Raw genomic sequence first — 14307 nt, 5'->3', positions numbered from 1 at the left:
TGCATCAGATGCGGTCAGCTGCGCCAGCGGGCCATGAACTCGGCGGCCGTGCCGCCGGCCTTGATGTGGGCGATAAGCGCCGAACCAAAGACCACGCCGTCCACGAGGTCGCCAAAAGCGTAGAGCTGCTCGGGCGATTTGATGCCGAACCCGAGCGCCACCGGGACGTTGAAAATGCGGCGCACGGCGGCCAGACGTTCCTTGACCTCGGTGGGCAGCGATTCCCGCATGCCGGTGGTGCCCAGCACGGACACGAAGTAGACGTAGCCCCGGGCGTTTTTGGCGTAGGCGGCCAAGCGCTCCTCGGAGGTGTTGAGCCCGACCAGGGGGATGAGGTCCAGGCCGTGCTTGTCCAGCGCCTCGCGCAGCGGGCCGGACTCCTCAAGGGGCACGTCCGGGACAATAAAGCCCGACACCCCGGCGTCGGCCGCGTCCTCGGCCAACTGCTCCAGGCCGTACTGCAAAAACGGGTTGTAGTAGCCCATGAGCACAAGCCCCGCCCGGTACTGGCCCTTGCGCTTCTCCAGTTCGTAGAACAGCCAGGACAGGCAGGTGCCGTTTAACAGGCAATCCAGGCTGGCCTGCTCCACCACCGGCCCATCGGCCACGGGATCGGAGAAGGGCACGCCGATCTCGATGATGTCGGCCCCGCCGGCATCCAGGGCGGCCAGCTCGTCGAAAAAGCGTTCCTTGTCCGGGAAACCGCCGGGCAGGAAGGGAATGAGCGCCTTGCGCCCGGCGGCAAGCGCTTCCATGATGCGGGTGGTCAGGATGGACTGGCTCATTTCGCGCCTCCAAGCTTGGCTTCGTGGGCCTCGATGATGCCGAGGTCCTTGTCGCCGCGTCCCGACAAACAGACGACGACTTGGGAACCTTTGGGTATCTCGGCGGCGTGATTAAGGACCCAGGCCACGGCGTGGCAGCTCTCCAGGGCCGGGATGATGCCCTCGCGGCGGCACAAGGCCTCGAAGGCGGCCAGGGCCTGATCGTCCACGGCGATGTCGTAGCGCACCCGGCCGGAAGCCCCGTAGTGGGCGTGCTCCGGGCCGACGCCGGGATAATCCAGGCCGGCCGACACGGAATGGGACGGTTCGATTTGCCCTTCGCTGGTTTGCAGCAGCATGGTGCGCATGCCGTGGAGCACCCCGGGCGTGCCAAGGCTTATGGGCGCGCTGTGGTAGCAGCCCGGCTCGCCCGTGCCGCCGGCCTCGACGCCGATGAGCTTGACCGTTTCGTCCGGCACGAAATGGTGGAACATGCCGATGGCGTTGGAGCCGCCGCCGACGCAGGCCACGACGTAGTCCGGCAGCCGGCCCATCTTGTCCAGGCACTGGGCGCGGGCTTCCAGGGAAATAACAGCCTGGAACTCGCGCACTAAAAGCGGAAACGGATGCGGTCCGGCGGCCGTGCCGAAACAGTAATGCGTCGTGCCCTGCTCGGCGATCCAATAGCGCAGGGCCGCGTTGATGGCGTCCTTGAGGGTCTTGGTGCCGGACTCGATGGGCACGACCTCGGCCCCAAGCAGCTTCATGCGCTTGACGTTGTGCGCCTGGCGCACCACGTCCTCGGCCCCCATGTAAACGATGCAGTCCAGGCCCAGCATGGCGGCGGCCGTGGCCGTGGCCACGCCGTGCTGGCCGGCCCCGGTCTCGGCTAGAAGCGCCGTCTTGCCCATGTACTTGGTCAGAAGCCCCTGGCCCATGGTGTTGTTGATCTTGTGCGCGCCGGTGTGGTTCAAATCCTCGCGCTTGAGCCACAAATCAAAGCCCAGCTCCTTGGATAGGTTGGGGCAGCGATACAGCGGCGACGGCCGGCCCACGTAATCGGCCAGCAGCGCGTTGAGTTCCTTCTTGAACGGCTCGCTGGGCACGATGGTGCGCATGGCCTCTTCCAGTTCCAACAGCGGCGGCATGAGCAGCTCCGGCACGAACTGCCCGCCAAAGTCGCCGTAGTAGCCTTTTTTATGAATGGTCATGAGTAGGATGCCTCCGGCGGCCGGGGAAACCTTTTTTGCAAAAAAGGTTTCCCCGGACCCCTTCCCAAAAACTTTTAACGGGGTGGCGCATGGGTGCGCGCAAATTTCCGACGTTAGCGGCGGTGAACGCCGCACCCCCATGTCGGGGGTCCGGGGGGCTGAGCCCCCCGGCGGGGCTTGGGGCAGCGCCCCAATCTTCCCGCCCGCGTCACACGCCTTTCACGGACCAAAGGGACCTCCGGACTTTTTGGAGGTCTTTGAGGCCCGGCGAGGATTCCACGCCGGAGTTGAGGTCCACGCCGTGCGGCTTGGCGATGCGCAGCGCCTCGGCCACGTTGTCCGGCCCCAGGCCCCCGGCCAAAAGCCAGGGCATGGGCGGGGCGAGTTCGGCCAGGGCGGCGAAATCCAGGGATGTGCCGTGGCCGCCGCCGGAAGTTCCGGCGTCAAGCAGCGCGTAGCGGACCGCGCCGTCAAAGGCGGCCATCTCGGCGGCGAGGCTACCCAGCGTCGGGTGCTTCTGGGGCCAGAAGGCCCTGATGACGCGCTGCGGCCCCACGGCCCGGCAGAAATCCGGGTCCTGGCCGCCGTGAAGCTGGGCCAGATCGAGTTCGGCCTCGGCCATGATGCAGAGCACTTCTTCGAGGGTTTGCTCCACGAAAACGCCCACGCGCTTGGCGGCCACGCGCGGCAGGGCCGCCGCCTGGGCCGGGGTCAGGCGGCGCGGGCTTTTGGCGGCGAAGATGAAGCCGAGCAGATCGGCCCCGGCTTCGGCGCAGCCGACGACGTCCTCGGCGCGGGTCATGCCGCAGACCTTGGCCAGGGGCGCGCTCATGCCGCGCTCCCGGCCAGCCGGGCCAGGGCCGCGCCGGGGTCGGCCTCGGCCATGATGGAGGTGCCGACCAGCACGGCGTCGAAGCCCAGCGACTGCATGGCGTCCACGTCGGCCCGGGTCTTGATGCCGCTGGCGGCGATCCACAGCCGGCCGGGGCGTTTGTAGGCGGCCAGCCGGGTGGCCACGGCGAAGTCGGTTTTGAGCGTATCCAGGTCGCGGTTGTTGACCTGGATGATGTGCGCGCCGGCGGCTTCGGCGCGTTCCAGGTCGCGCTCGTCAAAGACCTCGACCACGGCTTCCAGGCCCGCGTCGTAGGTCAGGCGCAGCATCTCGTTTAATTCCACATCGGTGAGCATCCGCACAATCAGCAGCAAGGCCGAGGCCTTGGTGGCCGCCGTCTGCACCACTTGCAAGGGATGGAGCAGGAAGTCCTTGCGCAAAAGCGGCAGGCCGCAGCGGCTCATGGTTTCGAGGTAGTCCAGCGACCCCTTGAAGTAGGTTTCTTCGGTCAAGACCGAGATGGCGGCGGCTCCCGAGGCGGCGTACATGGCGGCCACGTCGTCCGGGCCAAGGCCCAGGTTGATGTCGCCCATGGATGGGGAGGCCCGCTTGTACTCGGCGATGACGGCCATGGGGGCCTTGGCGATGAGCGCGTCGGAAAAGGACGGCCGTTTGCCCCTATATGGCTCGGGCAACTGCTGGGCCGCCTCAAGGCCGACCAGCCGGCGCACTTCGGCCGCCTTGGCGGCCCGAAACTTCTCAAGCATGGAACACGTCCTTGAAAAACGCGGCCGCCGCGCCCTGGGCGATGGCGTCCTTGGCCTTGTCCACGCCCTGGCGCAGGGTCAGGCCGTCTTCGAGCAGGTGCAGAGCGCAGCCGAGGTTAAGGGCCACCATGTCGAGCATGGCTTGGGGGCCTTTGCCGGAGAGCACCTCCTGCAGCACGGCCACGGCCTCGTCGCGGCCCGAGACCACCACGTCGCCGAGCTTGCTTTCGGACACGCCAAGGGTCGCCGGGTCGATGCGCTCCTTTTTGAGCCAGCCGTCTTTGACCCAGCACACGTCGGCCGGGCCGAACGGGGTCAGCTCGTCAAAGCCGCCGGCCCCGTGGACGACCACGCCGCGCGACAGGCCGGTGAGCGCCAGCACCTCGGCCATGAGCGGGACGTGGCGCGAGGTGGGCACGCCGAGAATCTGGTGCGTGGGCCGGGCGGGGTTCAAAAGCGGCCCCATGAGGTTGAACAGCGTGCGCGCGCCGAGTTCCTTGCGGATGGGGCCGATGCGCTTGAAGGCCGGATGGTAGTTGGGGGCGAAGAGGAAGACGAAGTTGTGCTTGTCCAGCTCGGCGGCCACGGCGTCGGGTTCCACGACCAGGGGGAAGCCCAGGGATTCCACGGCGTCGGCGCTGCCGCAGGCGCTGGACACGGCGCGGTTGCCGTGTTTGACGACCTTGTGGCCCATGGCGGCGAGGTACAGCGCCACGGCGGTGGAGCAGTTAAACGAGCAGGTGTTGTCGCCGCCGGTGCCGCAGGTGTCGATGCGCGGGCCGGTGAGGCCTTCGACCAAGCGGGCCTGTTCCAGGGCGGTGGTGACGCCGGCGGCGATTTCCACGGCGGCCTCGCCCTTGGTCTTGAGGCCCATGAGGAACGCGCCCACGCACGAGGCGGGCATTTCGCCGGTGTACATGGCCCGGAAGGCGTAGGTGGCGAGATCGGCGGGCAGGTCCTTGCCGATGGCCAAGAGTTCGAGGCATTCAACGTGTTTTTCCATTTGGCGTATCCTCCGAAAACTGCTCAAGCAGGTGTTGTTCAAGGCCACATGCGTGGAGCTTGGTTTTAAGAAATGGTTCACCTTGAAGTGGACGGAGAATTGAAACAATCATATCTTGTGTCGCTTTGGAGCAATCATTTAGGATGATGGCGACGTCGTGAAGGTCTATGACGCGCCTTTCGATTATGTCTCGCCATCGTTCCTTTGGAATGTCTTTTGTAATAGTTTTGTCGCTATTCATTCTGTTTTTTGCAGAGAGTATCTTTTTAATCTTTTCGTCGTTATAAATTATAGATTCTTTTTCTTTTGCGTTTATTGTTGCCAGAGCGTCTTTTGCGAGTTCATTTAAAAATGATATGTGCTCTATGTCGTGAAATGTTTCATGAATTTCAGAATATAGAGTTTGTCGGGCATAGTATTCCTGAAGTCTTGACGTGATTATTTTGGTAAAAAGGTATGAGTATTTGTTAAACAAATCGGTGTCTGTCCTATGAAAAAACACAAGCAACCTGATTATTGTTCCGTAGCGCAACTGTTCGTTGTTTGACTTTATGATGCTTACGATCATTTCGGTGGCAGTTTTTGAGTGTGATCCAATATTGTGATAAAAATTAGTTATTGTTTCGTGTATTGATTCATCTTGACGTGATTCTTTTATGTATTCTGAGAATAATTTATTAAACAGATCTAGATTGATGTATCCAGAGAATATGAACTCTAATATCATGGCGTTGACATCTGGTGCTTCTTCGTCTGTTGCAGACCTTGTGTAAAATTTACTTCTGTCAACGTTTTTGTGGTTGTGCTCTATCGTTTTTGATACAATGAACTCTATGCTTTGGCGTGAAATTTTTGAATGTCGATTGTTTAGTATGATTGGAAAGTGTTTTATGTTGTTTAATATCTTTTGTATTGTACGCATATTTATAATTTTGTTAGCCTCTATGAGGCTACACAGTTTTTCTTTGATAGATAAAAGATTCTTGAATTTGTGGGTGTTGAGTAAAATATCAATGTTTTCTTCAGAGGTTGGTCTGAAAATGAAGTAGTTGTCAACGATTTTTTCTTTAAAAGAGTGCCATGTTTCTTTGCCATGGAATACTTTATTTTTTGGTGTTTGTTCATTGTCGCTATCGTAAAGCGGTTGTGGGCTGTCTGTTGTTGTGATGCGTTCGTTTGTGATGATTATTATTTTGCATTTGTTTACTTCTTTTAGGTCAGAAATGTAACCAAGAACGTTTTGAAGTTCGATGTTTGGGGAAAGCCTTTCGAAATCATCGAAGACAATTATGGAGTTTTTAAAATCCTGCTCGTCGAGGAGCGAAAAGACAAAATTCGTCGGGACATATGAGGCGTATGGTATGCAACTTTTTATTTCTCCCCAAAGTAACGCAAGCTTTTGTCTGGCTTTTTTCCACTTTTGGTGTTTTGACAAAACATCGTTTTGCAAAGCGTCAATGCTGTGCGCCTTGAATAACGATGTATAGATGATCATTCTGTTTGTTTTTTGATCTTTGGCAAGTTTGTCTAAGTACTGATTGATAAAATGACTTTTCCCGGTTCCCCAGTCTCCCGTTATAAGTGTGCAGTCGTTTGTGGTGTTGTATGCGAGATGCTGTGTTAAGTAGTCGTTTAGTGATTTTCTAGCGGTATTATACATGATTATTTTGCCCTTCAAGTTATTCTTTGCGGTGGCTTTCTGCCAGTTCTTCCCGGGCCAAGTACAAAAATGCCTTGGCCCGTTCGATCTGTTCGGACACGTCTTCGGCGGTGATGCCGGTATCGGTTTCGTTTTCGGCCCGGTCGCGCAGCCGGGCGGCTTCGCTTAAGAATCGGTTGAAGGTTTCGGGCAGGTAGCCGGTGGCGGTCAGGTGCAGGGCAAAGGCCGAGGGGATGTTGCCGGCATCGGCCACGGGGTAGCCGTGGCGGATGAGGAAGGCCTCGGCCACGTAGCGCATGACGGCGTGGAGGCGACCCACGGCGAAATCGAAGTAGCCCTCGCTGCCAAGCAGCCGCGCGGCGCGAAGGCTGGCCTCGGCCTTGTCGATGAGGGCGGGGATGGTGTTCACGTCTGGCCGTCCTTACAAAATCTTATCCGGGAAATTGCCGATCAGCTTCATGCCGTCGGGCGTAAACACCGACTCCGGGTGGAACTGCACGCCGACCCAGGGCCGGTCCCGATAGCGCAGCCCCATGACTTCGTTCTGTTCGGTCCAGGCCGTGATTTCGAGCTTGTCCGGAGCCTTGGAGGCCAGCACCAAAAGCGAATGGTAGCGGCAGCACTCCATGGGGTTGGGCAGGCCCTCGAACAGGCCGGTTTCGCGGTGGTACACGTCGGAGGTTTTGCCGTGCATGATGCGGTCGGCGACCACGACCGGCGCGCCGGCGAAATGGCCCAGAATCTGATGGCCCAGGCAGACGCCGAAGACCGGGGTCGTGGCCGGCAACAGCTCCAGAAATTGCAGGCACAGCCCGGCGTTGGTGGGGTTGCTCGGGCCGGGGGAGATGCAGACCTTCTCCAGCTTGCCCGAGGCGGCCAGCTCCAGAATCTTGGGGTCGTCGTTTTTGAGCACCACCGGATCGTGGCCGCACTGCTGGAAGGCCTGCACCACGTTGAAGGTGAACGAGTCGAAGTTATCAATAAGTAAAAACATCGCCTTCCTCCTTGGCGGCCAGCACTTCGGCGATGACCCGGGCCTTGTTTTGACACTCCTTCCATTCCGAAGCCGGGTCCGAGTCGTAGACGATGCCGGCGCCGGCCTGCCACGAGGCCATGCCGTCGCGAATCCATATGCTGCGGATGGTGATGCCCGTGTCGAGGTTCACATGGCCTTCGTCCAGGCCGATCCAGCCGATGCAGCCGGCGTAGGGGCCGCGCGGCAGGGCGTTTTCGAGGTCCGCGATCATCTCCATGGCCCGCACCTTGGGCGCGCCCGAAAGCGTGCCGGCCGGGAAGGCGCATTGCAGCACGTCCAGGGCGTCGAGGCCCTTTTTGAGCTTGGCCGTGACATAGGAGACGATGTGCATGACATGGGAAAACCGCTCCACGGTCATGAACTTCTCCACCTTCACCGTGCCCTTTTCGGCCATGCGGCCCAGGTCGTTGCGGCCAAGGTCCACCAGCATGACGTGCTCGGCGCGCTCCTTGGGATCGGCCAGCAGTTCCTCGGCCAGACGGTCGTCCTCGACGGGATCGGCGCTGCGGTGGCGCGTGCCGGCGATGGGGCAGGTGGTCAGCTCGCCGTCGCGGCAGCGGATGAGCAGCTCCGGCGACGACCCCAGCAGCGTCACGCGCGGCAAACGCATGAAAAACATGTAGGGCGAGGGGTTCACCTGGCGCAGCCGGCGGTAGACCACAAACGGGTCGCCGGAAAACGGTGCGGCAAAGCGGGTGGACAGCACGGTCTGGATGCACTCGCCGGCCCGGATCATCTCCTTGCACTGGGCCACCGCGTCCATGTAGCCCTCGGCGTCCGGGGTGTTGACCACCTTGCCCAGCACCGGCCGGTTCATGGGCGCGAAGATGTTGGCGTGCTCGATCTTGGCCTTTTTGCCCTCGTCGAGGGACAGATGCAGGCAGCGGTGCTTGACATGGTCAAAAAGCACCACCCGGCCGGGCAAGACCAGACAGAATTCGGCCTCGTCGGGCGGCAACACCTTGGCCAGCTTGGGTTCGAACACCCCGGCCACGCCGTAGCCGAAATAGCCCACCAGGGAGCGGGTGATGGGCGGCACGTCGTCAAAACCCTCGGGGGCCAGGATGTTGAGGTCGGTAAGCACGGCCCGAAGCCCCTCCATCATGCCCCGGCCGGAATGCTTCTCCAGGCCGGCCAGCCGCTGGTCCCGGGCGCTGACGTCGAGCTTGCCGTCCTTCAAACGGATGCGCAGGCGGAAATCCCAGGCGATGAGGCTGTATCGGCCCAGGCGGCCGTCGACTTCGGCGCTTTCGAGAAGGATTCCGGGCCGTTCGCCCACAAGCCCGAGAAACAGGCTGATAGGCGTCTGGACGTCGGCCGGCAGCCACGTCCCTTCCTGGCGGAGCTTGATCGCACTCATGGGTTGTCCTTTTTTTCCGTCTTCTCGGTCCACCAGGCCTCGGCCCGGCGCACCAGCAGGTCGATGTCGCCGCCAGCGGCGATATTGAGGAAATTCCGGTAGTTTCGCACGGCCTCATGGCTGTGCGGGTTGGCTTCGAAAAGGGCCGTGAATAGCGCCGCGTCCTTGGTGATGAGTTTTTCCGCCGAAACCAGCCGGCGCTCGAAGGAGGGCGTTAAGTACTTGCGCACCTCGCCGCCGGCCGTCTGGGAAGCCAGATACGCCACGGTGGTGACGAAATTGAGGCCCTGGACATAGGCCGCCGCCTTGTCGTGCTCCTCGGCCGTGGACGGGAAAGGGGCAAAGCCGATGCGGCGGCACCAGTCGGCCACAAGCTCGGTCGCCCAGACGTCCTGCCCGGGCCGGCCGTCCATGACCGCCACCCGCAGCCCGTCGTCCTGGGCCGGAGCCGGGCCGAAAAGCGGATGCGTGCCCACCACCGGGCCGGCGTAGCCCTCGACCATGGCGGCGATAGGCAGCGTCTTGACCGACCCGACGTCGGCCAGAATCTGCGGCGCGGCCAGATACGGCGCGAGCCTGGCCGTCACCTCGGCCGTGGCGTAGACCGGCACCGAAACGAGCACCATGTCCGCCCCGGCCAGCGCCGCCGCGATGCCGTCATCAGTCAGCGGCCGGTCCAACTCCCGAACAGCCACGCCCGCCGCCCGGCATTTGGCCGCGATAAGCTGGCCCATGCCCCCCCGCGCCCCGACCAGGGCGATAGTGGAAATGGCGCGCGGCGCGCCCGGGGGAGGAAACCCCTTTTTGAAAAAAGGGGTTTCCTCCCCCGGCCCCCCTCCTTCCCCAAAAACTTTTTCCTGGGTGGAGGGGGATGTTGCCGGTTTGTTCGTATCTGGCATAATGTAGTCAACTTCCTGAAATTTATTTTTTGCTTCGGGCGGTTTTCAGGTCGCGCCGCCTTGGGCGCGACCTGAAAACCGCCCGAAGCCCTTTCCCCCTGTGGGGGGTCCGGGGGGCTCAGCCCCCCGGCGGGTGCGGGCAGAGCCCGCTCTTCCTTCTTAATTTCTTCCTTCTTCGTCTACCCTTCGTCCTGCAGCGCTTCGCGTATGGCTTCCCATTTGTCCCAGAAGGTAGGGAACGATTTGGCCACGCAGCCGGGGTTGTCGATGACCACGTCGATGCCGGCCAGTTCGAAGATGGCGGCGGACATCGCTAAACGGTGGTCGTCGAAGGCGGAGAATTCCACGCGCTGGTCGGTGCGCAGGGCTTTGGGTTTGATGCGCAGCCCGTCGGGCAGGGTGGTGACCACGGCTCCGGCCTGGGTGCAGTTTTCGGCCACGGCTTCGATGCGGTCGGACTCCTTGAGGCGCAGGTGGGCGACGTTTTTAATGATGGTCTCGCCCGAGGCGAAGCAGGCGGCGGCGGCCACGGTGGGCACGAGGTCGGGGCAGCGGCCCATGTCGAGTTCCTGGCCGTGCAGTTCGGACGGGAAGACGGTGAGGCCTTCGGCCGTTTCCTCGATGCGCGCGCCCATGCGGGCGAGGATGTCGCGGATGGCCCGGTCGCCTTGGAGCGAATCCTGGCGCAGGCCGGCCACGGTGACCGGGGCCGGTCCCACGGCGCCGGCGGCCAGGAAGTAGGAGGCGCTGGACCAGTCGGCTTCCACGGCGTACTCGCGCGGCCTGTAGCGGGCGGGCTGCATGGCGAAGCGGATCTGGCCGGGCACGACGTCGGTGATGGCGCGCCAGTCGGCCTCGACCCAGGCGTCGCCCTGGCGGGTCTGGACGGCAAAGGGCACGCCGAAATCGGCCAGGGTGGACAGGGTGATGGCGACGTAGGGCCAGGACACGGTTTTCTTGCCGATGATCTCGATGGTCAGCGGTCCGGCGGCCATGGGCGCGGCCAGCAGCAGCCCGGAGAGATATTGGGAGCTGTCTTCCAGGGAGATGGCGGTGGTTCCGCCGGCCAGGCCCTGGGTGACGATGGCCAGGGGCGGGCAGCCGGATTTTTCGAGGTAGAGGCATTCCGGGCCAAGGGGCAGCAGGGCGTTGACGAGTTCGCCGATGGGGCGGTCGTGCATCCGGCCGTGGCCGCGCACCAGGAAATGGCCGCGTCCGGCGGCGGCCACGGCCACGAGCAGGCGGCAGGTGGTGCCGGATTCGCCGACGTCGAGGGCGACGGAATGTTCTTCTTCGTCTTCGCCGCCCAGGGGCCGGCCGGCGGTGCCGGAGACGACCACGGAGCCGTCGCTTTGGGGGTGCATGGCCGCGCCCATGGCAATCATGCAGTCCCGGGTGCGGGAAATGTCCTGGCTATCGAGCAAACCCGTGAGGCGGCTGGTGCCGGCGGCCAGGCTGGCGGCGATGACGGCCCGGTGGGACACGGACTTGGAAGGCGGCGCGGTGATGATCGGCATAGGGTCCTCGTTGGCAAGGGTGGTCGGTGGGAAGCCTCCGGCGGCCAAGGGGCTACCGCCCCTTGGAACCCCCTAGCGCTTTCCGTCCGTTGCATTCAAGCGTCGCGTGCCACTGGGGTTGTGGCGCTGGGTCCGCGCGACCTTCTTCCTTTCAATTTATCCAGGGGGACCGGGGGGGATGATCCCCCCCCGGATTTCTTCTCGTTGCTCTTTTCCATCTACGCGTCGCCCTTATCCGTCGCGCCTTCGGCCAGGTCCACCTGGGGACCGGCCGGGTAGCAGCCGAGGATGCGCAGGCTGTGGGTATTTTCGGTCAGGGTGGCCAGGAGCTTCTTGTATTCCTCGCGGGTGAGGTCGCATTGCAGGTCGGCGAAGAAGAAGTACTGCCATTTTTCGCCGCGGATGGGCCGCGATTCGAGCTTGGTCAGGTTGATGCCTTCGCCGGCCAGATGGGCCAGCACCTGATGCAGGGAGCCGGGCTTGTTGGGCACGGTGAAAAGCAGCGAGGTCTTGTCCCGGGTCTGCTGCTTGGTGTCCTCGGGGCCGATGATGAAAAACCGCGTCCAGTTGTCGGGCAGGTCCTCGATGGGGCTGGCCAGCACATTAAGGTGGTGCATGGCTGCCAGGCGCAGGTGGCCGATGGCGGCGGCGTTCGGCTCTCCGGCCAGTCGCGCGGCGGCGGCGGCGGTGGAGTCGGTGGGGATGACCTTGGCCCGGGGCAGATGGGTCTTGAGCCAGCCGGCGCACTGGGCCAGGGGCTGGGGGTGCGAGTAGACGATTTCCACGGCGTCCAGGCTCGTTGCCGTGGAGAGCAGGGCGTGGCTGACCCGGCAGGTGATCTCGGCCTGGATAAAGACGTTGTAGCGCTGGAAGTTGTCCAGGCTCTGGCCGATGGTGCCTTGGAGGGAGTTTTCCAGCGGCACCACGCCCAGGTCGGCCTGCTTGCCGGCCACGGCGGCGAACACGTCGCCGATGGTGGTCTGGGGCAGGAAATCCGGGGAATGGCCCAGGGCGGCCATGGCGGCGAAGTGGGAAAAGGTGCCTTCGGGGCCGAGGTAGGCCACCCGTTCGGGGCGCTGGAGGCGTCTGGAGGAGGACAGGATTTCGCGGTAGACGGCGATCAGATGGTTGTTGGGCAGCGGTCCGGGATTGGCGGCGGTGAGGCGGGCCAGCACTTCCTGTTCGCGGAAGGGCTTGAAGATGGCGCTGGCCCGGCCGTCCTTGCGCCGCCCCACCTCAAGGCTGAGGGCGGCGCGTTTGTTGAGCAGGCCCACGATCTCGTCGTCCACGGCGTCGATGCCGCGACGAATTTCGAGCAGCGCCTCCTCCAGGGAACCCGGGGCGACGGCAGGCTTAGTCGTGTCCGGGTTCATGTCATCCTTCCTTGATCTCTTCGGCGATGCGCATGCCGAAGTGGCGTCCGGCCACGTCGGTGGAAACGAGCACCGTGTCGCCTTCCTTAAGGGCCACCACGCTGACGGGCTTGCCCTCGGGGGTGACCAGGCGGATGGTTTCGGCGTTTTGCAGGAACACCTTGCCTTCCTTGCCGCCCACGGAGGCGGTGATGAGCAGCATGGGGCGGATTTCGGTCTTGATCCGGCCGACCACGGCGGTCTTGGTGGCGCCCTTGTGGGAGACGATCAGCACTTCCGAGCCCGAGGCCAGCTCTTCGAGGTAGCGGGTCTTGTCCCCGGGCATCTGGCAATAGGCGTGGACGGCGCCGGCGTTGATGCGAAACGGCCGGGCGGCGACGTAGGGATTGGACTCGGTTTCGGCGTTGACCAGGAAGGTGAAGGCCGAGCTGTTGCCCACAAGCATCCCTTCGCCGGTTTTAAGAATGCTCGTGGTGTCCACGCAGACCCGGTGGCCAAGGCCCGCGTGTTCGATCTTGGTGATGGTGGCCGCCGCGAGTTCCATGGTTCCCTGGGAGAGCTTCAGTTCATTGACGATGGTTTTAAGATCGCACACGGCCTCGGGGGTGATGAGCAGCTTGTCCGCGCCGCGCTCCAAAACCCCGGCGGCCAGCCGCGCCCGGTCCAGGCTCTCGCATTCCAGGCCCAGGCCTTCGGTGCAGGCCAGGATGTTTTCCACCGGAATGATCTCCCAGCCCTGGGCCAGAAAGACCGGACGACACGCCTTTAAGGAGTCGATGGCCGTTCCCTCGTCATCCTTGCAGCAGATGGGGATCAGTTCGAACTGATCGGGCGTCATCACCTGGGTGCGCCCCAGGGCCAGCACCTTGTCGGCGTCGGCCGCCTCGACCACGAATCCGTCCACGCCGGATTCGAGGCCGAGGGTGATGACGTTTTTGTCGAAGGGAACGACCTTGAGCCATATTTCTTTGGTCATGACTTAATCCTTGAGGAGTTCGAGGGCCTGGTCGACTTCCCAGTCGAGGTGGACGATGCCGTGCAGGGCCTGGACGATGCGGGCGGGCTGGGCGTGCTGGAAGATGTTGCGCCCGATGGACAGGCCCGAGCCGCCGGCCTGGACCGAGTCGTGGGCCATTTGCAGCAGGTCGCGGTCGTTGTCCATCTTGGGGCCGCCGGCGATGACCACCGGGATGCAGCAGGCGTCGGTGACCTTGGAGAAGGATTCGATGTCGCCGGTGTAGGGCACCTTGACCACGTCCGCGCCGAGTTCGGTGCCGACCCGGGCGCAGTGGGCCACCACGTCCACGTCGTACTCGTTTTTGACCTTGGGGCCTCGGGCATAGACCATGGCCAGCACGGGCATGCCCCAGTCGGCGGCCCGGGAGGTGGTTTCGCCGAGGTGGGCCAGCATGTCGCGCTCGGTCTCGTCGCCGAGGTTGATGTGCAGGGATACGGCGTCGGCTCCGAGCTTGATGGCGTCTTCGACGGTGCCGACCAGGGTCTTGGCGTTGGGGAAGGGCGACAGGCTGGTGGAAGCGGACAGGTGGATGATCAGTCCGACGTCGCGGCCGCGTCCGCGATGGGAGCAGCGCGGCAGGCCCTTGTGCATGAGCACGGCGTTGGCTCCGCCTTCGGCCACCTGGTTGACGGCGTCGCGCATGTCGATGAGGCCCGAGATGGGGCCGACGGTGACGCCGTGGTCCATGGGGACGATGATGGCGCGGTGGGTGTTGCGATTGAAAATGCGTTCGAGGCGGACGGCTTTCCCAAGCAGCATGGCGTATCTCCTTGCGTTTGGCCCAACCGGCCGCGGCCGCCGGCGACTGGTAATAAAAAAGGGCCGCCGGCGTAATGCCCGCGGCCCTGGAGAGGCTCGTTTGCGATT

The 14307-nt window shown here is 62.9% G+C and carries 14 protein-coding genes; all 14 read right to left on the bottom strand.

Annotated features, from left to right (window positions below; genetic code table 11):
- Positions 1–14 precede the first annotated feature (14 nt).
- The 14 genes from trpA to C3Y92_RS18000 all read right to left on the bottom strand — a co-directional run bounded on the left by trpA (position 15) and on the right by C3Y92_RS18000 (position 14199).
- On the bottom strand, positions 15–785 hold the full coding sequence (gene trpA / locus C3Y92_RS18065) for a tryptophan synthase subunit alpha (protein WP_129354944.1): 771 nt from the start codon (positions 783–785) through the stop codon (positions 15–17).
- Positions 782–1975: a tryptophan synthase subunit beta gene (gene trpB, locus C3Y92_RS18060; protein ID WP_129354942.1), complete on the bottom strand. Its 1194-nt coding sequence runs from the start codon at positions 1973–1975 to the stop codon at positions 782–784. The genes trpA and trpB overlap by 4 nt, the downstream gene beginning before the upstream one ends.
- A gap of 208 nt (positions 1976–2183) precedes the next feature.
- Positions 2184–2807: a phosphoribosylanthranilate isomerase gene (locus C3Y92_RS18055; protein WP_129354940.1), complete on the bottom strand. Its 624-nt coding sequence runs from the start codon at positions 2805–2807 to the stop codon at positions 2184–2186.
- Positions 2804–3574, bottom strand: coding sequence for an indole-3-glycerol-phosphate synthase (locus C3Y92_RS18050; RefSeq protein WP_129354938.1), 771 nt, complete (start codon positions 3572–3574; stop codon positions 2804–2806). Before C3Y92_RS18050 ends, C3Y92_RS18055 begins: the two co-directional genes overlap by 4 nt.
- Positions 3567–4577: an anthranilate phosphoribosyltransferase gene (trpD, locus tag C3Y92_RS18045; protein WP_129354936.1), complete on the bottom strand. Its 1011-nt coding sequence runs from the start codon at positions 4575–4577 to the stop codon at positions 3567–3569. Before trpD ends, C3Y92_RS18050 begins: the two co-directional genes overlap by 8 nt.
- On the bottom strand, positions 4561–6237 hold the full coding sequence (locus C3Y92_RS18040; RefSeq protein WP_129354934.1) for a P-loop NTPase fold protein: 1677 nt from the start codon (positions 6235–6237) through the stop codon (positions 4561–4563). Before C3Y92_RS18040 ends, trpD begins: the two co-directional genes overlap by 17 nt.
- 19 nt (positions 6238–6256) lie before the next feature.
- Positions 6257–6646 (bottom strand): HEPN domain-containing protein, encoded by a 390-nt coding sequence (locus C3Y92_RS18035; RefSeq protein WP_129354932.1) that lies wholly within the window; start codon positions 6644–6646, stop codon positions 6257–6259.
- Positions 6647–6658: 12 nt separating this feature from the next.
- The gene (locus C3Y92_RS18030) at positions 6659–7231 is read right to left on the bottom strand and encodes an anthranilate synthase component II (RefSeq protein WP_006921041.1); all 573 of its coding nucleotides are present in this window, start codon (positions 7229–7231) and stop codon (positions 6659–6661) included.
- Positions 7215–8633, bottom strand: coding sequence for an anthranilate synthase component I family protein (locus tag C3Y92_RS18025; protein ID WP_129354930.1), 1419 nt, complete (start codon positions 8631–8633; stop codon positions 7215–7217). Before C3Y92_RS18025 ends, C3Y92_RS18030 begins: the two co-directional genes overlap by 17 nt.
- Positions 8630–9367, bottom strand: a complete 738-nt coding sequence (locus C3Y92_RS18020; RefSeq protein ID WP_408021670.1) for a prephenate dehydrogenase/arogenate dehydrogenase family protein — start codon at positions 9365–9367, stop codon at positions 8630–8632. The genes C3Y92_RS18025 and C3Y92_RS18020 overlap by 4 nt, the downstream gene beginning before the upstream one ends.
- A gap of 344 nt (positions 9368–9711) precedes the next feature.
- On the bottom strand, positions 9712–11049 hold the full coding sequence (gene aroA / locus C3Y92_RS18015) for a 3-phosphoshikimate 1-carboxyvinyltransferase (protein WP_129354926.1): 1338 nt from the start codon (positions 11047–11049) through the stop codon (positions 9712–9714).
- A gap of 218 nt (positions 11050–11267) precedes the next feature.
- Positions 11268–12422, bottom strand: coding sequence for a prephenate dehydratase (pheA, locus tag C3Y92_RS18010; protein WP_129354924.1), 1155 nt, complete (start codon positions 12420–12422; stop codon positions 11268–11270).
- 1 nt (position 12423) lies between these two features.
- Entirely contained in the window at positions 12424–13398 is a 975-nt protein-coding gene (locus tag C3Y92_RS18005; RefSeq protein WP_129354922.1) for a 3-dehydroquinate synthase II family protein, read from the bottom strand.
- A gap of 3 nt (positions 13399–13401) precedes the next feature.
- Positions 13402–14199, bottom strand: a complete 798-nt coding sequence (locus tag C3Y92_RS18000) for a 2-amino-3,7-dideoxy-D-threo-hept-6-ulosonate synthase (protein ID WP_012750109.1) — start codon at positions 14197–14199, stop codon at positions 13402–13404.
- Positions 14200–14307: the final 108 nt, after the last annotated feature.

The organism is Solidesulfovibrio carbinolicus, assembly GCF_004135975.1.
Taxonomy (GTDB): Bacteria; Desulfobacterota; Desulfovibrionia; order Desulfovibrionales; family Desulfovibrionaceae; genus Solidesulfovibrio; species Solidesulfovibrio carbinolicus.
This window is presented reverse-complemented; position numbering and strand designations above follow the sequence as displayed.